Annotated in this window: 24 protein-coding genes, 1 riboswitch and 1 other annotated feature; of the genes, 10 read left to right on the top strand and 14 right to left on the bottom strand. The window is 36.4% G+C overall.

All coding sequences use genetic code 11. The features are described 5' to 3' along the window. The first annotated feature begins 37 nt into the window (after nt 1–37). Nucleotides 38–1357 (top strand): Na+/H+ antiporter family protein, encoded by a 1320-nt coding sequence (locus AC1DS7_RS17715; RefSeq protein ID WP_002014950.1) that lies wholly within the window; start codon nt 38–40, stop codon nt 1355–1357. Nucleotides 1358–1382: 25 nt separating this feature from the next. Here the strand turns inward: AC1DS7_RS17715 and AC1DS7_RS17720 are convergent, their stop codons facing one another. Together AC1DS7_RS17720 and AC1DS7_RS17725 are read right to left on the bottom strand one after the other, a co-directional pair. Continuing rightward, nucleotides 1383–2309 carry a LacI family DNA-binding transcriptional regulator gene (locus AC1DS7_RS17720; protein WP_002143052.1) on the bottom strand — a complete coding sequence of 309 codons (927 nt, stop codon included), beginning with the start codon at nt 2307–2309 and terminating at the stop codon, nt 1383–1385. A gap of 114 nt (nt 2310–2423) precedes the next feature. Further along, nucleotides 2424–2900, bottom strand: a complete 477-nt coding sequence (locus AC1DS7_RS17725; protein WP_012261663.1) for a GNAT family N-acetyltransferase — start codon at nt 2898–2900, stop codon at nt 2424–2426. A gap of 82 nt (nt 2901–2982) precedes the next feature. Between AC1DS7_RS17725 and AC1DS7_RS17730 the strand changes: the two genes are divergently transcribed. Beyond that, nucleotides 2983–3906 (top strand): alpha/beta hydrolase, encoded by a 924-nt coding sequence (locus AC1DS7_RS17730; protein WP_002033868.1) that lies wholly within the window; start codon nt 2983–2985, stop codon nt 3904–3906. Between the two features lie 10 nt (nt 3907–3916). Here the strand turns inward: AC1DS7_RS17730 and AC1DS7_RS17735 are convergent, their stop codons facing one another. Continuing rightward, a complete protein-coding gene (locus tag AC1DS7_RS17735; protein ID WP_002033867.1) occupies nt 3917–4162 on the bottom strand; it encodes a DUF2552 family protein in 246 nt (81 codons plus the stop codon). Nucleotides 4163–4445: 283 nt separating this feature from the next. On the opposite strand from AC1DS7_RS17735, the gene AC1DS7_RS17740 reads away from it, so the two are divergent. The 5 genes from AC1DS7_RS17740 to ribH all read left to right on the top strand — a co-directional run bounded on the left by AC1DS7_RS17740 (nt 4446) and on the right by ribH (nt 8720). Continuing rightward, nucleotides 4446–4652, top strand: a complete 207-nt coding sequence (locus AC1DS7_RS17740; RefSeq protein ID WP_001151582.1) for a CDGSH iron-sulfur domain-containing protein — start codon at nt 4446–4448, stop codon at nt 4650–4652. Nucleotides 4653–4842: 190 nt separating this feature from the next. Continuing rightward, nucleotides 4843–4986: riboswitch (FMN riboswitch) on the top strand. A 309-nt stretch (nt 4987–5295) separates the two neighbouring features. Next, complete coding sequence (gene ribD, locus AC1DS7_RS17745) at nt 5296–6408, top strand: bifunctional diaminohydroxyphosphoribosylaminopyrimidine deaminase/5-amino-6-(5-phosphoribosylamino)uracil reductase RibD (protein ID WP_193651992.1); 1113 nt, start codon at nt 5296–5298, stop codon at nt 6406–6408. Beyond that, nucleotides 6390–7034, top strand: coding sequence for a riboflavin synthase (ribE, locus tag AC1DS7_RS17750; RefSeq protein ID WP_476999139.1), 645 nt, complete (start codon nt 6390–6392; stop codon nt 7032–7034). The genes ribD and ribE overlap by 19 nt, the downstream gene beginning before the upstream one ends. Nucleotides 7035–7046: 12 nt before the next feature. Then, nucleotides 7047–8240, top strand: a complete 1194-nt coding sequence (gene ribBA / locus AC1DS7_RS17755) for a bifunctional 3,4-dihydroxy-2-butanone 4-phosphate synthase/GTP cyclohydrolase II (RefSeq protein WP_215588475.1) — start codon at nt 7047–7049, stop codon at nt 8238–8240. Between the two features lie 18 nt (nt 8241–8258). Then, nucleotides 8259–8720, top strand: a complete 462-nt coding sequence (ribH, locus tag AC1DS7_RS17760) for a 6,7-dimethyl-8-ribityllumazine synthase (RefSeq protein WP_000230892.1) — start codon at nt 8259–8261, stop codon at nt 8718–8720. A 23-nt stretch (nt 8721–8743) separates the two neighbouring features. Here the strand turns inward: ribH and AC1DS7_RS17765 are convergent, their stop codons facing one another. The 8 genes from AC1DS7_RS17765 to AC1DS7_RS17800 form a co-directional block, all read right to left on the bottom strand. Next, on the bottom strand, nt 8744–9064 hold the full coding sequence (locus AC1DS7_RS17765) for a hypothetical protein (protein WP_002088493.1): 321 nt from the start codon (nt 9062–9064) through the stop codon (nt 8744–8746). Between the two features lie 181 nt (nt 9065–9245). Beyond that, a complete protein-coding gene (bioB, locus tag AC1DS7_RS17770; RefSeq protein ID WP_215588476.1) occupies nt 9246–10244 on the bottom strand; it encodes a biotin synthase in 999 nt (332 codons plus the stop codon). A gap of 1 nt (nt 10245) precedes the next feature. Then, complete coding sequence (bioC, locus tag AC1DS7_RS17775) at nt 10246–11055, bottom strand: malonyl-ACP O-methyltransferase BioC (protein WP_033734236.1); 810 nt, start codon at nt 11053–11055, stop codon at nt 10246–10248. Next, on the bottom strand, nt 11021–11761 hold the full coding sequence (locus AC1DS7_RS17780; RefSeq protein ID WP_002143059.1) for an alpha/beta fold hydrolase: 741 nt from the start codon (nt 11759–11761) through the stop codon (nt 11021–11023). The genes bioC and AC1DS7_RS17780 overlap by 35 nt, the downstream gene beginning before the upstream one ends. Next, nucleotides 11758–12945 carry an 8-amino-7-oxononanoate synthase gene (gene bioF / locus AC1DS7_RS17785; RefSeq protein WP_215588477.1) on the bottom strand — a complete coding sequence of 396 codons (1188 nt, stop codon included), beginning with the start codon at nt 12943–12945 and terminating at the stop codon, nt 11758–11760. The genes AC1DS7_RS17780 and bioF overlap by 4 nt, the downstream gene beginning before the upstream one ends. Further along, a complete protein-coding gene (gene bioD / locus AC1DS7_RS17790; protein ID WP_215588478.1) occupies nt 12911–13639 on the bottom strand; it encodes a dethiobiotin synthase in 729 nt (242 codons plus the stop codon). The genes bioF and bioD overlap by 35 nt, the downstream gene beginning before the upstream one ends. Then, nucleotides 13639–15072, bottom strand: a complete 1434-nt coding sequence (bioA, locus tag AC1DS7_RS17795) for an adenosylmethionine--8-amino-7-oxononanoate transaminase (RefSeq protein ID WP_215589127.1) — start codon at nt 15070–15072, stop codon at nt 13639–13641. Before bioA ends, bioD begins: the two co-directional genes overlap by 1 nt. Before the next feature lie 77 nt (nt 15073–15149). Continuing rightward, on the bottom strand, nt 15150–15506 hold the full coding sequence (locus AC1DS7_RS17800) for a hypothetical protein (protein WP_002143066.1): 357 nt from the start codon (nt 15504–15506) through the stop codon (nt 15150–15152). A 142-nt stretch (nt 15507–15648) separates the two neighbouring features. Continuing rightward, nucleotides 15649–15868, top strand: a binding site (T-box leader). 277 nt (nt 15869–16145) lie between these two features. Here AC1DS7_RS17800 and nhaC point away from each other — a divergent pair. Next, complete coding sequence (gene nhaC, locus AC1DS7_RS17805) at nt 16146–17519, top strand: Na+/H+ antiporter NhaC (RefSeq protein ID WP_002033855.1); 1374 nt, start codon at nt 16146–16148, stop codon at nt 17517–17519. Between the two features lie 49 nt (nt 17520–17568). On the opposite strand, the gene cpdB is transcribed toward nhaC, so the two are convergent. Beyond that, nucleotides 17569–19938 carry a bifunctional 2',3'-cyclic-nucleotide 2'-phosphodiesterase/3'-nucleotidase gene (cpdB, locus tag AC1DS7_RS17810; protein ID WP_476999140.1) on the bottom strand — a complete coding sequence of 790 codons (2370 nt, stop codon included), beginning with the start codon at nt 19936–19938 and terminating at the stop codon, nt 17569–17571. Between the two features lie 272 nt (nt 19939–20210). On the opposite strand from cpdB, the gene AC1DS7_RS17815 reads away from it, so the two are divergent. Together AC1DS7_RS17815 and AC1DS7_RS17820 are read left to right on the top strand one after the other, a co-directional pair. Continuing rightward, the gene (locus AC1DS7_RS17815) at nt 20211–20990 is read left to right on the top strand and encodes a GDSL-type esterase/lipase family protein (protein WP_002143069.1); all 780 of its coding nucleotides are present in this window, start codon (nt 20211–20213) and stop codon (nt 20988–20990) included. 72 nt (nt 20991–21062) lie between these two features. Beyond that, nucleotides 21063–21509 (top strand): MarR family winged helix-turn-helix transcriptional regulator, encoded by a 447-nt coding sequence (locus AC1DS7_RS17820; protein WP_002088507.1) that lies wholly within the window; start codon nt 21063–21065, stop codon nt 21507–21509. Nucleotides 21510–21533: 24 nt separating this feature from the next. Here the strand turns inward: AC1DS7_RS17820 and AC1DS7_RS17825 are convergent, their stop codons facing one another. Beyond that, nucleotides 21534–21755 (bottom strand): hypothetical protein, encoded by a 222-nt coding sequence (locus tag AC1DS7_RS17825; protein WP_016100650.1) that lies wholly within the window; start codon nt 21753–21755, stop codon nt 21534–21536. A 58-nt stretch (nt 21756–21813) separates the two neighbouring features. Further along, nucleotides 21814–22365: a DUF2062 domain-containing protein gene (locus AC1DS7_RS17830; protein WP_002088510.1), complete on the bottom strand. Its 552-nt coding sequence runs from the start codon at nt 22363–22365 to the stop codon at nt 21814–21816. Nucleotides 22366–22467 lie beyond the last annotated feature (102 nt).

Raw genomic sequence — 22467 nt, forward strand, 5'->3', positions numbered from 1 at the left:
CCTTAACAGAATAAAAATTAGGGAGATTACATTTATTATGAACGCTGTACTCATCGCAGTAGCAGTCATGCTACTGCTTAGTTTGTTACGTGTCCAAGTCATTGTCGCCATTATCGTTGGAGCTTTAACAGGCGGACTTATCGGCGGACTCGGTATTTCAGAAACAATCAGTACTTTTACAGCCGGTCTTGGGAACAGTGCTCCTATCGCATTAAGCTACGCAATGCTCGGTGGATTTGCTATTTCCCTTTCAAAAACAGGACTTCCTGATGCAATGATCCAATCAGCTTTAAAATGGATCGGCAACGAACAAGACACGAAAAAACAAGTCTATTCTAAAATACTTATATTATTTATCATTTTAACAATGGCTTGTTTCTCACAAAATATTATCCCTGTTCATATCGCCTTCATCCCAATCTTAATTCCAGCACTTTTAAAAGTATTAAATGAGCTGAGGGTGGATCGTAGGCTTGTAACATGTCTTATTACATTTGGGTTAATTACCCCTTACATGTGGGTTCCAGCAGGGTTCGGAAAAATTTATCATGACGTATTGCAAACAAATGCTGCGCAAAGCGGTCTTACATTTGATGTCGCACTTATTCCAAAAGCGATGACTATTCCAGCAATCGGTATGATTATCGGATTATGTGTAGCGGTTTTCATTACATACCGAAAACCACGTACATATGAAACAGAACAAATTCATTCTGCACAGAATGAAATCGTTCCCTATACGAAAAGAAGCATTACTTTGGGTTTATTATCAATACTCGCTACATTAACTGTGCAATTAGCAACAGAATCAATGATTTTTGGTGCTTTAGCAGGTATTATCGTCTTATCAGTTAGCGGTAGCCTCCCTCTTAAAGAAGCCGATGCTATTTTAACGAGTGGAATGCGTATGATGTCCTTTATCGGATTTGTTATGATTTCTGCCGCTGGATTTGGCGCTGTTCTTCGAAAAACTGGACATGTTGAATCTCTTGTGCAAACGAGTGCACATATAATCGGAAATAATAAACCGCTTGCTGCATTTCTTATGCTCATTATTGGACTTCTCGTTACGATGGGAATTGGCTCTTCCTTTTCAACCATCCCAATCTTAACAACAATTTTCGTACCATTATGCGTCCAGCTCGGATTTAGTCCCATGGCTACAATCGCAATTATCGGTACAGCTGGTGCACTTGGTGATGCAGGTTCTCCAGCATCTGATAGTACACTTGGACCAACGTCCGGTTTAAATGCTGATGGTCAGCACCATCATATATGGGATACATGTGTCCCAACATTTCTACACTATAATATACCGTTACTTATATTCGGCTTTATTGCCGCAATTACACTATAAAAGGTGCGTTTTAAAAACGCACCTTTTACTTTGTTGTTTCTCTCTCAATGCACCTAAATTCTGTTTCCACTTCTTCTTGTCGCACTTGTTTCTTCTTTATTTTTCCTATTAACTGTTGAAAAGCTATTTCCCCATTTTCTTCGATATAACTTCCAATCGTCGTTAATGATGGACTTATCCATTCACCCTCTACACTCCCGTTAAATCCAATGATTTGTAACTTACCTGGTATATGAATATTAAGAGTTTTCGCCGCCCTGATTAGCTCAATAGCGACCTTATCACTTGAAGCTACAACCCCATCTATGTATGGATGCTTTTGTAACAATTCAAGAAACTGTTGATTCGTATACCCTTGTACAATTTCCTCTCGATAAGAAAGTCCTTCTTTCCAAGCAGTATCTAGAAATCCTGCCACATGCTCTTCCATTTCTTCACTCTTTACTCCCTCACCGATATAAGCAAGAAACTGGCAGCCTTTCTCTTTTAATAAAGAAACAGCTTTCTGTCCACTTTCATAATAGCTCATAAGAGATTGTCGTTCTTCAAGCACAGCGAAAGGAAGTGAGATTTCTCCTATACTTCGAAAAACAGATTTCGTCATTATAACGCCTGCAATGTTATTTTGCTCCAACATATCTATGTATCTATTCTTATTTTCTATATTACAAACTATTACTTGATACCCTTCTTTGTATGCTATTTCCTCAACGAAACGGAGCAAAGTGATGTATGATGGATTATGCAAATTATCTACAAGTAATGCAATCACCGTTGAAGGCTGTTTAAATAAAGGCTTTGCTGTAGCATTCGGTCTATAATGTAATTCTTCAATTGCTTTTTTTACTTGTTTGACCGTATCTTCATGGACATACCCTTTTTCGTTAATGACTCTTGAAACGGTTGCGACTGAAACACCGGCCAATTTTGCAACATCACGTATAGTTGCCACATCGTCACCCCTTAATATGGTAATAGATTACAATTTTAAATTAAACCAAAATATAACATTCGTCAAGGTTATTGTTTTATATTTCTGAAAATTGTTACACAATTTCCACTCTACTCAGAAAATATACTCCAGCTGAATTTCATGTGAAATCGCGATATTATCATAACCAATAAACGGAATTTCTTTCTTTATTTTTCGTGCTTCCTTTACCGCATCAATATACAAGTCCGTCATCATGAAGTTACGTTTTTGATAAAAACGAAGTGCGTTCATATTATCATTCGTCGTAATAAGCCACACCTTTTTACATTCGTTCTCTTTTGCCACTCGCAATACACAATCCACCAGTTTTGTACCAATCCCCTTCCCTTCCTCAAAACTATTTAACGATACAATTTCACACATGTTTTCTATCACTTTATATGTTATAATTCCCACTATTCTGTTATTTCTAAGTGCAATAAAACCAGGTAATTCTTCTAATTGATGTACTCTGCCTCGCGAGACCATCATTGAGCTTCCCCAGTTTTCACACATAAAATCCTGAATTGCTTCTTTCATTTCTGGTGTGATTTTTTGTATATGAACCATACACGATTTCTCCCCTTTTCACATCATTGTGATACAATGTTAGTGTATCACATGTAGAGGTATTTGGAGGATGAGGTAAAGTATGAAACGTTTTTTTACAGCATTGTTTACTATACTAGGTGCACTAACTGCGATTGGGATTTTCTTTACAAATAAAGTTATGTACTTGAAGAAAAAAACAGAGGAAGAAGTTTTAGAACGCGAAACGAAAAAGCATTTTCATTTGGACGATTTTAAGGCTATTCAAAAAGAAGAGGTTCACATCCCTTCTCAATTCGGATACGAACTTCACGGATATTACATGCCAGCTGGTCATTCCAATAAATTTATGATTTTTTGCCACGGTGTGACTGTAAATAAAATGAATTCCGTTAAATATGCAAACTTATTTTTAAATAGAGGATATAACGTATTTATTTATGATCATCGCCGTCATGGTAAAACCGGTGGTAAAACAACAAGTTATGGCTATTATGAAAAACATGATTTAAAGTCAGTAGTTGACTGGCTAAAAGATCGTTTCGGAACGAATATTACACTCGGAATTCATGGTGAATCTATGGGCGCTGCAACTCTTCTTCAATATGCAGGATTTGTAGAAGATGGTGCTGATTTTTATATTGCTGATTGTCCTTTCTCTGATTTTTATGGACAGTTACAACATCGTTTGAAAGTTGAGTTTCATTTGCCAAAATGGCCTTTATTACCTTTAGCAAATGCCTTTTTAAAAGTTCGTGATGGCTATACAATTCGTGAAGTTTCACCAATTGATTGTATAAAAAATATTAACAATCCGGTTCTCTTTATTCATAGTAAAGATGATGACTATATTTTATCTGATATGACGAAATCACTTTATGAAGCGAAAGAAAATAATAAACAGCTTTATATTGCAGAACATGGTGCACACGCTTGCTCTTATAATGAAAATAAAGAAGAGTACGAAGATGCCATCGATCAATTTTTAAACACATATGTAAAAGAAACAAAAAACAGGCTTGCATAAGCCTGTTTTTTTACTGCGCTAAAACGTCTGTAACTTGTTCCATATTTTCAGAAATCCACTTTACTGCCTCGTCTAGCGTTGGGAATTCCGTCGTTTGAAAAGTTACCTCATCTTGAAGTAACCAAACATCTTTCGGTTCTTGTCCTACACCTGCGATTGACCAATGAAGTAAACTATATGGATGATTATCATTCAAAAATGATGCCCATGTGCGCTCATTTGCAATATTTTGTAGTGCGTGTAATTTTTTATCCATCTTTCGTCACCTTACTCTAGTCAGTTATACAAACTATTATAACACTCTCTTCTCTCTCAAACAAAGTGCTCTTTTTATCCCGCATTAACGGGCAGTAAGACTCCCACCTCAAAATTCAGCTTAGGCAAAGAAGTAAGGTGGGAGATTAACTGCTCGTAAACGCCCGATTGGTTCAACTAATAATCAGTGGGGATGCCCCCACTGATTAAAGTTTCACTTTATATTGTCAAGTACTCTCCCTAATTATATGATGAGAGTAAGCGTTTGGAAAGGAGGGATAACGTTGGCAAAAGTACAAATTAAAGTGAATGATAATGGCTCTTTTCGCGTTACAGGGGACGTGGAATTAGTTGACTCACAAGGGAATGTATTCCCAGCAAAACCAGCATTTTCTTTATGTCGTTGTGGTTTATCAAAAAACATGCCTTATTGCGATGCTTCGCATAAAGGCAAATTCGAGTCTGTTGTTAGAGCACCAGAGGCAGAATAAATATTTAAAGAACATGCACATTTATTTGTGTATGTTTTTTCTTTTGATCAAAGCCTATACAGCCCTTCCCCTTTCCACATTTCTATTACTTTCGTCCCCATTCAAATCGTCATATATTTTCAAACAATTCTTCACATTCGAACATTTTTTACTATGCTTTTTTCTTTTTTGTGCTATAATGTGAGCAAACAACATCCTTCGGGGTCGGGTGAAATTCCCAACCGGCGGTGATGAAGCGATAGCTTCTAAGTCCGTGACCCGTTTTCAACGCGAAAACGGTGGATCTAGTGAAACTCTAGGGCCGACAGTATAGTCTGGATGGGAGAAGGATATGTTTTCTAGTAATTTTATATAGCGAATACACTTTTATTTCAGTATGCATATTTTTAAAGTTTCATTTTGAATCTTTATATATGTTTTATTTTGTATAGTTATGTTTCTATACTGAAATAAAAAGATACGACTAGCGTTGAAAGAATTTGATATTTTGCTAGGTTTTTTCCTTATGCCAAAATATCAGTCATCGTTAGGTTTCTTTCCTATACTTTCGTATTCGAACTATATTTCTAGAAATCACGTCTCCCAAACCCCAAGGATATAAAATCCTTGGGGTTTTTTGATTTTTTCAGGAGAGGTGAAAAGAATGACAGATCAAGAATATATGAGGATTGCCTTGCAGTTAGCACAAGGAACATCGGGACAAACAAGCCCAAACCCTATGGTTGGTGCCGTTGTTGTTAAAGATGGAAAAATTGTTGGAATGGGTGCCCACATGTGTGCTGGTGAAGAACATGCTGAAGTTCATGCTCTTCACATGGCTGGTGAAAGAGCAAAAGACGCTACCGTTTATGTAACACTTGAACCGTGTAGCCATTTTGGAAAAACACCCCCTTGCTGTGAATTACTCATTGAAAAAGGAGTTCAGCGTGTTGTAATTGCTACTCTTGATTGCAATCCACTCGTTTCCGGAAATGGAAAAAGGAGATTAGAAGAAGTTGGAATCGAGGTAACTACTGGTGTTCTTGAGGCGGAAGCCACTTTATTAAATCGATACTTTTTTCACTATATGAAAACGAAACGTCCCTTTGTAACAATAAAAACAGCAATGAGCTTAGATGGAAAAACAGCAACTATAACCGGTGAAAGTAAGTGGATTACAGGCGAAGAAGCACGCGCTGACGTTCACCAATATCGTCATATACATGATGCTATCCTAATCGGTGTGAATACAGTTATAACTGATAATCCACACTTAACAACACGAATTCCAAACGGAGGTAAACATCCTATACGCGTTATTTTAGATACCCACTTACGAACGCCGCCATCTTCTCATGTCATAACAGATGGCTTAACTCAGACATGGATTATTGTCGGTAAGGATGTAAACAAAGAGAAAATAGCGTCTTATGAATCTAACAATATAGCTGTATTCCAAATGAAAACACAGCAAATTGAAATACAAGATGTCCTATCCCTGCTCGGTGAGAAACAAATTCTTTCTCTGTTCGTTGAAGGTGGTCAAACGGTGCATGCAAACTTCTTAAAAACAAATAGTTTTAATGAAATCGTGACCTATATAAGCCCGAAATTAATTGGTGGAAAAGATGCACCCACCTTATTTGGCGGAGCTGGTTTTTCGAAGTTACAAGATGCACTTTCCTTAACAATTCAAGAGATGAAACAAATCGGTAATGATATAAAAATTGTTGCAACCTTAAAAAGCGAGGTGACGGAATGTTTACAGGAATCGTAGAAGAGTTAGGAACGATATCAAGCATGACTCAAAGTGGTGAAACAATGAAGCTAACTATTAGCGCAAAGCAAATTTTATCGGATGTCAAATTAGGTGATAGTATCGCAGTTAACGGCATTTGCTTAACAGTAACTACTTTTACGACTACTTCATTCACTGTCGACGCAATGCCTGAAACAATGAAAGCAACATCACTTCGTATGCTAAAGCCAAGTGCCAAAGTGAATTTAGAACGGGCGATGGCTGCAAACGGACGATTCGGTGGACATTTCGTCACCGGACATATCGATGGCATCGGTACGATTTTAACTAAAAAACAACATTACAATGCCATCTATTACAAAATAGCAATTTCTGATGAATTACTACGCTATTGTTTGCATAAAGGATCCGTTGCTGTTGATGGCACTAGCTTAACAATATTTGATATAGACGAATCTTCAATTACAATTTCACTCATCCCTCACACAGTAAGCGAGTCTATAATCGGAGAAAAAAAAGCCGGGGACATCGTAAACATTGAGTGTGACATGATTGGAAAATATATTGAACGCTTTATTTCAAAGCCAGTAAAAAGAACTGGTTCAATGACCGAAAGCTTTTTACAAGAAAACGGATTTCTATAAGGAGGAAGCACAATGTTTCATCGTATTAAAGAAGCTCTAGAAGATTTAAAACAAGGAAAAGTTGTTATCGTATGTGATGATGAAAACCGAGAAAATGAAGGCGATTTTATTGCTTTAGCAGAGTACATTACACCAGAAACGATTAATTTTATGATTACACACGGTCGTGGTCTCGTTTGTGTACCGATTACGGAGGAGTACGCAGAACGTCTACAGTTAGAACCAATGGTATCTCATAATACAGATTCACATCACACTGCGTTTACAGTGAGCATTGATCATGTTTCTACAACAACAGGGATTAGTGCTCATGAACGTGCAACTACGATACAAGAATTGTTAAACCCTGCATCAAAAGGCTCTGATTTCAATCGCCCTGGACATATCTTTCCATTAATTGCGAAAGAAGGCGGTGTCCTGCGCCGTGCTGGTCATACAGAAGCCGCTGTCGATTTAGCCAAACTTTGCGGGGCAGAACCAGCTGGAGTCATTTGCGAAATTATAAATGAGGACGGTACGATGGCACGTGTACCTGATTTACTAGAGTGCGCAAAACAATTTGATATAAAAATGATTACAATAGAAGATTTAATTGCTTATCGCCGCCATCACGAAACACTTGTGACGAGAGAAGTGGAAATTACATTACCTACAGATTTCGGTACTTTCCATGCAATTGGCTATTCTAACTCATTAGATATGAAAGAACATATCGCGCTCGTAAAAGGTGATATTTCAACAGGCGAACCTGTACTTGTACGCGTTCATTCAGAATGCTTAACAGGAGATGTATTTGGTTCGTGCCGCTGTGATTGCGGACCACAGCTACATGCTGCACTTGCTCAAATTGAGCGTGAAGGAAAAGGTGTTCTTCTCTATATGAGACAAGAAGGACGAGGCATTGGCCTTCTGAATAAGCTTCGCGCTTATAAGTTACAAGAAGAAGGGTTAGATACTGTAGAAGCAAATGAAAAACTTGGGTTCCCAGCTGATCTTCGTGATTACGGTATTGGCGCTCAAATTTTAAAAGATTTAGGCTTACAAAGTTTACGATTATTAACGAATAATCCACGAAAAATTGCTGGCTTACAAGGTTACGATTTAGAAGTAACCGAGCGTGTACCGTTACAAATGCCAACAAAAGAAGAAAATAAAACGTATTTACAAACGAAAGCAAGCAAATTAGGACATTTACTAAACTTATAATTAAGGGAGAGATACATTATGGTATTCGAAGGTCATTTAGTTGGTACAGGATTAAAAGTTGGGGTTGTTGTTGGACGTTTTAATGAGTTTATTACAAGTAAGTTACTTGGCGGAGCTTTAGATGGATTAAAGCGTCACGGTGTAGAAGAGAATGATATTGATGTTGCATGGGTTCCTGGTGCATTTGAAATTCCTTTAATCGCTAAAAAGATGGCCAATAGCGGAAAATATGATGCTGTTATTACATTAGGTACAGTAATTCGCGGTGCTACAACACATTACGATTACGTTTGTAATGAAGTAGCAAAAGGTGTTGCGTCTTTATCACTACAAACGGACATTCCAGTTATTTTCGGTGTATTAACGACAGAAACAATTGAACAAGCGATTGAACGTGCAGGTACAAAAGCTGGTAATAAAGGATATGAATCGGCAGTTGCTGCGATCGAAATGGCTCATTTATCAAAACAATGGGCTTAAAAAAGAGGCTAAGGCCTCTTTTTTTATTTTCTCACCTTTTTTCGTACATCTTCTATTAATTCATCCATCGTTTTTCCTTCTGTTTTTATACGAAGAGCTTGTGCTGTTCTCCACACATTTTCTCTCTTTTCCGCTTCTTCTATAATAGAAATTTCCTTCCTCACTTCTTTTAAATCTTTTCCTTCTGTTTCAAGCCCAAAATGTTCAGCTTTCGTTCGAAAATGCTGTTCAATTCTTTGTTGCATTTCTTTTTGTTCAGGATTTTCAGCCGCCTTAACTGGATCAGCACTTATCGCTTTTATTAAAATCAGACAGGTCATAATAGTTAATATGTATTTGTACATGTAAAATCCTCCAACCCGATATAAATTACATTTTTACTATGTACAATTAGGGCTTGGAAAATTCGTCCACAAAATTATTTTTCTCGTCCAAAAGTGACTACTATCAAGCGTTAATGGACTTTTATTACATTTTATTTACAAAAAAAAGCAACCCCTTTAAAGAGTTTGCTTTTCATCTATCTTATAGCGCACATTCTTCAATCTCAAACCCTAAATCTTCAATCATACCCCAGTCCGCAGTCGGCTCTTGTCCAGCTGTTGTTAAATAGTCCCCGACAAAGATAGAGTTTGCTGCAAATAAACCAAGTGGCTGTACAGAACGTAAATTAAGTTCTCGCCCACCTGAAATACGAATTTCTTTTGTTGGATTTACAAAACGCATCATCGCCAGCACTTTTAAACATTCTACAGGTGTTAATTCTTTTTGTCCTTCAAGCGGAGTACCCTTTACAGCAACAAGGAAATTACATGGAATAGAATCCGCATCTAAACGTTGTAATTCAAATGCAATTTCAGCGCGCTGTTCAATCGTTTCTCCCATTCCGAAAATTGCTCCAGAGCATGGAGAAATACCGGCTTGCTTCGCTTTTTGGACTGTATCAACACGATCGTCATACGTATGCGTTGAACAAATGCTATCATAATTGTTGGCATGCGTATTTAAATTGTGATTATAACGATGCACACCAGCTTCTGCTAACTGACCTGCTTGATCTTCATTTAAAAATCCTAAACAACAGCAAATTTTTAAATCTGTCGTTTCACGAATTTCCTTAACTGCTCCAATAACGTGATTTACTTCTTTATTCGTCGGACGACGACCAGATGCAACAATACAATATGTACCTGCTTTACGACGAATTGCTTCGTGCGCTCCTTCAACAATTTTCTCTTGTGTTAACCATGCATACTTATCAATCGGTGCTTCTGAAATAATAGACTGTGAACAATACCCGCAATCTTCAGGACATAATCCAGATTTCGTATTTATAATCATGTTCAACTTTACTTTCTTACCAAAATGATGATGGCGAATGATGTAAGCTGCATTCATAATTTCTAAAACCTCTGTATCATCAGCTTCTAATATTGCAATTGCATCTTCTTTCGTAATCATTTTCTCTTCTATTACGTCGTATGCAAGTTTTTTCCAATCCCTTTTTGTTTGTACTTGTTTCATTTCATCTCTTCCCCTCTTTTGTTATATACGTAAATAAAGCATGATATGTTGCCATTATCCCTTCTTTTCCCGTGAAGTCTCTTTCGTATATACGAAGCATCGTACGAAAGAGTGAAGGGCTTTGACAGTAAGACTCTTCATTACTATTGGTTGCCCCTACTTTTCGAATAGAATGTAGAAACTCCCTAACTTCTGTAAAGCTTTCTATGTAACACGTTTCAGAAACATGTACATTTCCTAATGGATTTTTGCATATATTCACTAACTGTTCTTTCGAAACGAATCGTTGTCCTATTGAAGTACAATTGTGTATCCCCTTTTCTTTCTTAGCACGCTGAAAAGACGTATGCAATTCTTGAAAAGTCGTATTACCAAACGTGGAAAATAATAATATTCCTTCTTCAGACAAATAGTTAAATAAATTTTTCACTGTCTCTTTTAAATCATTAAGCCATTGAAATGTAGCATTTGAAATGATGACATCATATGGATTTTCTAATTTTAATTGTTCAATATCTTCACATCGAAACATCACATTTTCCAAACTTTTTCTAGTTTTCGCGACTGCAATCATCTCATCAGCAAAATCCACAGCTGTAATATGAGCTTTCGGAAATAAATTTGATAATTGCTCTGTTACATATCCTGTCCCGCATCCAAGTTCTAAAATACGTATCGATGATGTTTCACTATATCGTTCCTTCAATGTAGAAAGTAACGAATGCGCCATCTTTTTTTGTACATTTGCATATTGATCGTAGGATACAGCCGCCCCGTTAAACCGTTTTTGCAGTAACGTTTTGTTGATCATGTCGTATCACCTCTACAAATTGAATAATTTCATTTGCGCAATATTCAAAATTCGTTACACATAATGCATGCCCAGCACCGCTTACTACTTTTAGATTAGCATTCGTATTATTCGCCATACTATGGGCTGCAGACAATGGACATATTACATCCTGCTCTCCATGAAGGAGTAACAGCGGGGCTTTCATATCTATTACTTCATTTCTCATATCTGTTTCTATTAAATAATCTAAGCCTAATTGTAAAGACTGAATCGAGTCTCCTTTAAACTTCTGCGCAATCTCTTCAAAACTCGTATTCTCCCTCAGCTCACTTTTTGTAAACATATTTTCATAGAAACGCTTCAAAGTATCTTCTTTTTTTCTCGTTAAATTCTTTTTCATACGTTCTACATGCAAGGAATTCCATCCACTTGTATAGTCACTTGTATTGGTAAATTTAGCGGTACCACCAATTAGTACCATACCTTGGGTCTTAATCTTTTTATAAGCTTGTACTGCCGCTAACGCTCCTAGTGACCATCCAACTAAAATTACATTTTCATCCTGCGCTACATCTATTATTCGCCCCGCAAATTCACTTTGTTCTTTCACGTTACGCCAATCTATACATTGAACAGAATATCCTTTAAAATACGGCAGAACCAAAGTCCAAACACCTTCTTCCATTCCCCATCCTGGAATAAAAATAAGCTTTAGCTCTTTCATACTAAAAACCCCTCTTCTTTGCCAATGCGTATAATATGCTGAATAGCCCATTTTAAATCGGCTATTGTATGTTGTGACGTAACTGCAAAACGGACTCGAGAACTACCAACTGGAACAGTCGGCGGACGAATTGCAATGGCTGCGATACCTACCTCTTGTAACCTTTCACTAAACCGTAAAGTATTTTCATTTGACCCAACTACAATCGGTACAATATGAGTTGAGCTATTTCCAATATCAAAACCAGCTTCTTGTAAATGCGTCCTGAAATATGCACCATTCTCTATAATTCGCTCTCTTCTTTCGTTATCTTCTTTCACAATTTCAATTGCTTTTCGGATCGCCCCTAATGTTCCTGGTGGTAAAGCTGTAGTAAAAATCAAGCTTCTCATCATATTTTGTAAATACTCTATATAAATGGAATCACCCGTTAAATACGCACCATAACACCCTAAAGCCTTACTAAACGTCCCCATATGTATATCAATTTTTTGAGCAATATCTTTTTCTACATGAGATAATCCTGCTCCACCGATTCCATATATTCCACTTGCATGTGCTTCATCAACTATAATGATCGCCCCGTATTTCTCTTTCAGCTGAACTAAGCCTCTCAAATATGCAATATCTCCATCCATACTAAAAATCGTATCTGTTACGATTAATTTTCTCTTTTCTGGTGACGCTATTTGCAACATCTTTTCTAAATGATCCAAATCATTATGACGATATCTTTTATGCTCTGCTCCGCTTAATATAATTCCATCAACAATACTTGCGTGATTTAATTTATCACTAAAAACCATATCGTGACGACAGGCTAAAGCAGATATAGCACCTACATTTGCTATATACCCGCTATTTACGATTAATGCTCTTTCAGTACCTTTCCAATCACATATACTTCTCTCAACCTCTTCATACAGTGGATAATTTCCTACAACGAGACGAGATGCTGTCGCTCCAGTTCCGTATTTTCTTGTGCAGGCAATAGCAGCTTCTTTCAACCTTTCATCTCCAGCTAACCCTAAATAATTATTTGATGCTAAATTTAGCATCCTTTTCTCATTTCGAATAAGCCATGTCTCTTCCGCTTTCTCTGTTACATGTAAATTACGATACTGCCCTTGCTCCTTTAATTGTTCTACTTTAGATTGAAGATGCGTGCGCCACATTTGATTCATTTTGGATGAGCTCCTCTAATTTTGAAATCATAATATGTTCTTTTACCGATTCCAATAATTCTTCCCTTGTAAACTCACCTTCAAGGAATGGTAATAAACCTAAAACAGGTACTCCACTTAACTCCTCAATCATTTCTTTGTTTTCTTGCACTCTTTCTTTTTCACATTCTTTACAACCAGACAAAATTACACCTGCTACTGTTAAACCGTGTGCCTTTGCATAAGAAATTGTTAAGACAGTATGATTAACTGTCCCTAGTGTCGGACGCGCTACTACAATAAGAGGGAGCTCTAATTCTTTTGCAAAATCAATTACTAAAGCGTCTTCTGTATATGGGACGGCAAGCCCACCAGCTCCTTCTACCAATAGGCTATTAAACTCTTTTAGTAGTTCATTATAGTGAGCAGTAATTTCTTTTAACATTACCGTCCTTCCAGCTCTTTTCATAGCAAGTCTCGGAGCAAGTGGTTCTTCAATGGAATACGGACAAATTTCATCTTCTTCTGTCGGTACACCCGATAATGCTTTTAATCTTGCTGCATCACCCTCAGGATTTGATGCAACATGTCCACTTTGCAACGGTTTATATACACCAACATTATGTCCACGCTCTCGAAATATGCCTGCCAATGCTCCTGTCACTACCGTTTTGCCAACTTCTGTATCCGTTGCTGTTATAAAGAAACCACTCATTACTCTCCCTCCGTAACATCCGAGATTGCTTTATATAAAATGCGTAACATCTCATCAATCTCAGCCACCGTAGATGCAAGAGGAGGCATAAATACAATCGTATTACCGAGTGGTCGCAAAATCATGCCCAGCTCTCTTGAACGTTTACATACTTGAACGCCGACTCTTTCTGTCCATTCAAACGATTCTTTCATTTCCTTATTCTTCACAAGTTCAATACCAACCATTAGCCCACACTGACGAATATCTCCTACGTGCTTATATTCATTAAGAGCTTCTAATTGTGCCGCTACATATTCTGCTTTATGCGCAACATCTTCTATTAAATTAGTTTTTTCATATAGTTCTAAATTTGCAATTGCTACGGCACACCCTAACGGATTCCCTGTATAACTATGACCATGGAAAAACGTTTTTTGTTCTTCATAGCCTCCTAAAAAGGCATTATAAATTTCATCTGTCGTTACCGTAATTGCCACTGGTAAATAACCACCTGTTAAACCTTTTCCGGCTGTTAAAATGTCTGGCGTCACATCCTCGTGTTCACATGCAAACATTTTCCCGGTACGCCCAAATCCAGTCGCTACCTCGTCTGTAATAAATAATACATTGTATTTTGTACATAAATCGCGAAGCCCTTTTAAGTATCCTTTTGGCATTGTAATCATCCCACCAGCACCTTGCATTAATGGCTCCACAATAATAGCTGCTACTTCTTCATGTTTTTCTTGTAGCATTTCTTCCATTTCTTCTAAATGTTTCTTTACAATTTGTTCCTTATTATCTCCATAAGGAGAACGATATGTATATGGATACGGCATTTTAATTGCCTCAAATAATAGTGAACTATACACTTGGTGAAACAAGTCTATTGCTCCTACTGAAACAGCCCCTATCGTATCACCGTGATATGCTTCTTTTAATGTAACAAATCTTTGTTTTTTCGGTTTTCCTTTATGCTGCCAATATTGAAAGGCCATCTTAATTGCAATTTCAACGGCGCTAGAACCAGAGTCTGAATAGAATACTTTCTTCAAACCTTCTGGTACAACTTCAATTATTTTTTCTGCTAATAAAATAGATGGAACGTTAGCAAGTCCTAGCATAGTAGAATGAGCAATTTTATTTAATTGCTCGCGAATTGCCTCATCTAGTTCTGGTACTTGATGCCCATGAACATTTAACCAAATAGACGAAACACCGTCCCAATATTCATTTCCATTTACATCGTATAGCTTTCTTCCCTCTCCACGTTCAATAATGACAGGATCTTCTTCTAAATAATCTTTCATTTGTGTAAATGGGTGCCATACGTAATCTTTATTCTTCTTCAATAATTCTTCATATGTATAAGACGATTTTTCACTCGTGTTACTATTAACAGCCACAATTGTCACCCCTAATGTTAACTTATTTATAAATATAGTTAACATTAAAAACAAATGACTGTCAATTATTTTTAAATCAAACAGTTCTCAAAAAAGAACAACTTATCATACGATAAGTTGTTCTACTTTCCATGTTGTATCTTTCCAATTTCTAAAATAATCTCTTCATCTTTTTTTCCTTCTGTATCAATTCCAAGTTGCTTAGCATGCTCAATTAACAAATCATGGCGCTGCTCAAATCTAGCGGTATCTACTTCTTTTGTAACCTCTTCTTTTGTTTTCCCCTCAGTAGAAACTCCTAGTTTAGTAGCTGCTTTTTCCATCGATTTCTTCTCTTCAGTTTCTTTCACTTTCTTCACTTCTGACTGCTGTATTTGCTTTTGTTTCGACTTCTCTGATTCAGCTGCAAAAGCTGTGTAAATTCCAGCACTTCCGCCAACGACTAGTAAGGTGGTAAAAAGAATTATTTTTTTCTTCACTCTTTCCTCCCCTTTCAAATTCATTATAACGCACATTTTTACAGTGTGAAAAACATTTTTCCTTTATTTCCCTAAAAAAATATCGAATGTTTTTATTGACATGTATGATGAATATATGATAAAAATTTAACTAACATCATATGAATCGGCGTTGATAGGATTTAGTAGTATTTCGTTTTCTGATTTCAGAGAGCTGGTGGTCGGTGCGAACCAGTACAGAGCGATTTATGAATTACCCCCTGGAGCTTCTTTTACGAAACGTGAGGAGTAGTGAAAGACGGTTTAGACCGTTATGTCTAAAGAGTGGTGAAATGAAACTGTTTCACAATTTAGGGTGGTACCGCGAATTTTTCGTCCCTGCATATATTGCAGGGGCGTTTTTATTTTATGAGCGCATATCATATGACCCTTTATTTTGTGATACACTCCTTTCACAAGCTAGGGTGGTACCGCGATTTCTTCGTCCCTGCATAATTATATGCAGGGGCGTTTTTTTATCCAATCATTTCCGTATCATATTGAGATGTTGACAATTACCGGTAATTTGTCACAAAATTCTAAATTTTAGAAGGAAATATACAATATTGGCGAATTTTATATAAAAAAGAGCTATTTTAAATTACTTAGGAGGGAAAAACAATGGTTTCAAAAATTGAATCTGTTCTTTTAACATTATTTATCTTTTTCTGTATTGGCTTTAGTGTTATCCAATTAGAAGTTTCACCACACATCCCCATTTTATTTGGTATCGTTCTTTTATTAGCATTTGGATTTATGAAAAAAATCTCTTGGTCTACTATGGAAAAAGGGATGATCAGTAGTATTTCAGCTGGTATTCCATCTATTTTTATTTTCTTACTTGTGGGCGTATTAATTAGTGTTTGGATCGCAGCTGGAACAATTCCAACTTTAATGGTATACGGATTCCAACTTGTATCTCCAAAAATTTTCGTTCCTACTGTTTTTGTAGTTTGTGCAATTGTTGGAACGAGTATCGGTAGTGCATTTACAACTGCCGCAACTGTAGGACTTGCCTTTATGGGAATGGGTAGTGCTCTCGGATACGATCCAGCTCTGATCGCTGGTGCAATTATTTCTGGTGCATTCTTTGGAGATAAAATGTCTCCTTTATCTGATACAACAAACTTAGCTCCTGCTGTAACGGGTGTAGATTTATTTGAGCATATTCGCAACATGCTTTGGACAACAGTTCCTGCTTTCATTATTGCTTTTATCGCATTTTTCATTTTAGGAAGCGGTACTAGTGGAGACGTTGACTTCACAAACTTTATTAGCACGTTAGAAAAAAACACAACGATTTCTATCGTTACACTTATTCCAATTTTATTACTGTTCCTATTCGCATTTAAAAAGGTTCCAGCAGTTCCAACATTGCTTGCAGGAATTGTGGTAGGAATTATTATTCTCTTTATTTTTAAACCTAGCACTTCTTTAGCTGATTTAATGAAAATTATGCAAGATGGCTACGTTTCTAAAACTGGTATTAAAGACATTGATAGCTTACTATCTCGCGGTGGTCTACAAAGTATGATGATGTCGATTGCTCTTATTTTCCTAGCTCTTTGTATGGGAGGATTATTACAAGGAATGGGTATTATAGCGCAGCTGATGAATATTATCTCTAGCTTCGTAAAAAATAGCACACGCTTAATTATTTCTACTGCTTCAACTGCAATTGGTGTAAACTTCTTACTTGGTGAGCAGTACTTATCCATCGTTTTAACAGGACAAGCATTCGCTAATAAATACGATGAAGTCGGTTTAGAACGTCGTAATTTATCACGCGTATTAGAAGATGCAGGTACAGTCATTAACCCGCTCGTACCATGGGGTGTAAGTGGCGTATTCTTAACAAACGTCCTTGGCGTTCCAACATTCGATTACCTTCCATACGCAATCTTCTGTTTAGCTTGCCCAGTCTTAACGATTATCGTCGGCTTTACTGGATTTGGCCTTTCATGGAAGAAAGAAAAAGCAGTACCAGTTTCATAATATAATAAAAAGGATTACCTTAATCGGTAATCCTTTTTATATTTCTCCGCTATCTATTCGCTTTCTTTCTTCTAAATAACATAAGTAATCCCGCTCCAACAAACGCCAGACCTGCTCCAATTGTAGAAGCAACACTTGTACCTGTTTTCGGTAAATCACGTTCTTCTTTATTTTCACTTACAGTTGTTGTTTCTTTTGAGTTTTGATTATCCGTTGTAGTTTGTCCAGATCCTGTATTATTTCCATCTTGTTTTGGTTCATTTCCATTATTGCCTTCACCTGTTGGTGGTGTCGTTGGATTTTCTCCGTTATTGCCTTCACCTGTTGGCGGTGCCGTTGGATTCTCTCCATTATTGCCTTCACCTGTTGGTGGTGTCGTTGGATTTTCTCCGTTATTGCCTTCACCTGTTGGCGGTGTTGTTGGATTCTCTCCACCAGTTTCCTTATCATCATTCTTCTTCGTTATATCAATTGCATATTTAGCAAATTCATTTTCAGATGGTCCAACATATGATATCTTTCCATCTTTCTTTATATGATTTTGTGCATTTGGTGAAGAATCAAATGTTGTATTTAATTTATCTGCAACAATCGGCTTAAACGTCCAATTTTGATCTGCTGCTGGATCAATAACTGGTGTTTCTTGCATATACTTCACAATGATTTGACGTGTTTCATCTTGTGATTGGTATACAACTTCCCCTTTACTTACACCTGGGAACGTTTGGCTACTTCCACGATAGTTATTTGTAGCGACGATGAACTCTTGATTATCAGCTACTGGCTTCCCTTCATACGTCATATTTATAATACGATTCGTATTTGCATTTACAACTTTTCCATCTTTATCGTATTTCGCCGGTTGTGTTACATCAATTTCGTATTTTAAGCCATCTAAAATATCAAAGTTATATGTAGGATAGCCTATATTTACTAACGGCTGTTCTTCTGTTTTCTTTGAATCAATTTGATTAAACTGACCTGCAGACATTTCAAGCCATTCTTTCACTTGTGCCCCATTTACTTTTACAGCATATAATGTATTTGGATATACATATAAATCCGCTACGTTTTTAATTGCTAATGTGCCTGCTGGAATATCCGTATAATATGTAGCACCGTTTCGGCCACCCGCTTTAAATGGTGCTCCTGCAGATAATACTGGAATTCCTTTATATTTACTATATTGTCCGTTTTCAGCGAATAGCTTTTCTACATACCATTTTTGTGCATTTGTCACAAGTTGTACAGAAGGATCATCTTGTACTAATGAGAAATAACTATTAATTGGCGCTGTCGTTTTTCCTACAGCTGTATTCACATAATCAATTGTCGCTTGATGATCATCCTTAATTTCATTAACTAATCTTTGATCAGATTGTACTAATGGGTTCCCTTTACTATCAGCAATCGAACGAAGTTGCGGCTTCGATTGCTCTTTTTGTACTTCCCATTTTCCGTTTACCTTTTTCAATTGCATATCAATAATACCCAGGTTACTTCCAAAGACACCAGGCATTACAACAGGAACACCATTAAATACATCCTTCACTTCAGTATGTGAATGTCCCATTAATACTGCATCTACACCAGGAACCTCTGTTAAATAATACGACGCGTTTTCCATGCCAACGTTGTATCCACTCTTATCAACACCGGAATGCGCTAGTGCAACGATAACATCTGCACCTTCTGCTTTCATTTTTGGCACCATTTTCTTCGCTGTTTCAACTATATCTTTTGCTTTCACTTTTCCTTCTAAATTCGCTTTATCCCAGTTCATAACTTGAGGTGGAACAAATCCCATTACGCCAATTTTCACTTTTTGTTTTTGACCTGATTCATCTTCTACTTCTTTTTCAAAAACATGATATGGTTTAAAGTAGTTTTGGTCGTTCTCTTCATTATTATCTTTATCATCCTTATAGACGTTTGAGTTAATAACCGGGAACTCTGTTTTACTAATTACTTTGTTTAAATAGTCTAAACCGTAGTTAAATTCATGATTTCCAAGAGAGATGACGTCATACTTCATTAAATTCATTACACGATATAATGGATGTGTATAACTAGGATCCACAGGCTTCTTCGGATCATTTATTTTATTCGCTACATAATCTCCAAGCGGTGTCCCTTGCAGTGCATCCCCATCATCGAATAGGACAGAGTTCTTCGCTTCTTCACGTGCTTTATTAACAAGTGTTGCAGTTTGCACGAGACCTACTTTATTATCTGTTTTCGTTTGATAATAATCGTAATTCATTAAGTTAACGTGAATATCTGATGTTTCTAAAATTCGTAAGTTAACTGTACTCTCCCCAGCTTTTTCCTCTGCTTGAGCTGTTGTTGGCAACACTTGCGGTGCTATAACGCCAATAGCAAGTGTTGCTCCAGCTAGCATTTTTTTTGACTTTTTCACAAAAAATCCCCCTTATACAATTACCCCAAAATAATGAAGTGAATCTCTATCAGTCTCTAACCACATACCTTTTTTCTTCTATTAGAGCGATAATCTTCACCTTATCTGACATTATCATATCTAAAGTGCTTTCATATCGTCAATATTTTTTGACACACTTCTACAAATTTTCTGTAAAGTTATTATAAACTTTTCATAAACATATAATATGCCCTTACATTGCTAATACTGCTGAATATGATACAATTACCAATTACAAGGAGGATGAATTTATGAGAAAAGTCATCTTAACAATTGTTTGTCTCCTCCTTCTAATCATTTCTTATTCTAATTTTGAAAAGAACGATGAGACAAAACAAAAAGAAACTGAAAGAAAAACAGAAAAAACATCTGCTCCGAGTTGGATTGATAAGCAAACGAATGATTCCTTTTATCACCTCGTATTAGGTGATTCACTTGCAAAAGGATATGGATCTACACAAGGGGGATTTGCCGAATTAGCTTCTAAACAATTAGAAGGACAAATTCATAAACCAATTAGGGTAGAAAACCTCGGTGTAAATGGTCTCACTACAGATCGTCTCGTTAAAAAAGTCCAGTCAGAAGAAGTTCAACAAAAAATTAGGGAAGCAAATATAATTACTATTAATATTGGAGCAAATAATTTATTCCGCTTAAATCGTGATGTAGGTGTTATAGATGGTATTAAAATGTTAAATAAAGAAAAAGCCCGTTTTGAAACGGATGTAAAAAACATTGTAAAGACCGTTCGAGATCAAAATCCGAATGCTTTACTCATTCTATCTGAACTCTATAACCCTTTACAACTAGATGACTCCATCGCAAGTTATGCAGATATGTTTTTAGATGGTTGGAATGATTCTATTTATTCTATTTCAAAAGCACATCAACCGTCGATTGTTTTACCAATTCGCAAATTAATATCGAAGGATAAAAAAGATTTACTATTTGACCAAGTACACCCAAATGATAACGGTTATACGATTATTGCCAATACATTTACAAAGCAAGTGTTATCCTACAAATATTAAGGCTACCATGAAACAATTCTATTTTTATACCTTGTCTTTTTTGTTACAATGATAGTGGAAGGGGGCCGTTATATGGAATCACGCGAGTGGGAACGTATTGTTGATCATCTTCTTTCGCTAGTGCCTCTTTTTTATCGCAAATTTATGCTTCCTGGAGAGTTTTCTTCTCAAAGACATATGCCGCCATCACATACGCAAGTGTTACTGCTTTTGCATGAAAATGGTACATTAGCAGTTTCAGAAATTGGCAAGCGGCTAGCGATTTCACGGCCTAACATGACCCCTCTATTAAACAAACTTATTCAAGAAGAGCTAATAGAGCGTCATTATAGCGAAAAAGATCGAAGGGTCATTTTAATTTCCCTAACAACTGAAGGGAAAATGTTAGTAAGTCAGTATCAGCAATTCATTTTAGGAAAACTAAAAGAAAATTTTCAAACATTATCTGAGGAAGAGCGTGAAAAGCTCATTTATTCTCTTAAAACCATTCAAAATTTAATTTTGAAAACAAACGCATAAAGCTGCTTCTAAATAGAAGCAGCTTTATGATTCGTAATAATTACCATAGTATACATTTGAATACGGCCATGTCATTAAATACGGTTTTCGTTCTTGAACAAGTTGCTGCTCAGGCTGTTGCATTTGCTGCATTTGCTGCATTTGCTGTATTTGTTGCTGCGGATATACTCCGAATTGCTGTCTCACTCCAGTCACAGGATAATAATTTGTATATGGATATACTTGAGGTACATAGTAATAATACATTCATTCTCTCCCCCTTTTTCTTAAACATATTCAAAGGAGAAAATGAATGTGACATTCTTTATATTTGAACAAGTGGTTCTCTCACTTGTTTCTTTCTTTTCTTCAAACGTAACTTACGATTCTTTTCATATAAATAATGCACAACGAAATATGAAATTACCCCAAACACAATTCCTATTATCGTCATACCAATTAATACATACACTTCACTCTGTAATAAGCTCTTTAACATCGTAAAAATATGGCTCGAAAACAAATCTGATATCGTAAATGGTTCATGATGTATTTTCTGTACATGAAATGGGTAAATCATTTTTCCTAGCGCATAAGCAAACGGAAATAAAAATACTGGGAGAAACGATATTTTCCCAATAATATTACCAATGACTGCGGCTGGAAAAGATCCCTTTGCTAACCTTACAATTGGATAAAATATTAAATATACGAGAGATGCCGTATAAATCACCAACATTTCTAAACCAAATCCAATAGCAAAACCTAGCGACACTTTCTTTGCTCCTTCTGGCGATCGAAGCAACTTAAAATATTGAAACTTTAATATTCTCCACATCCGCTGAAAAAACGAATATGTTTTCTTAGTTGTTTTCAAATTCATCATCTCTTTAACTATATTTTTTTATCTAGTATGTCCTTACATGATATGAAAAACAAATTTAGTTTTCTCTTTTTATTATAAATGATATAGAGATAA

Source organism: Bacillus sp. P4_E1, from assembly GCF_056401715.1.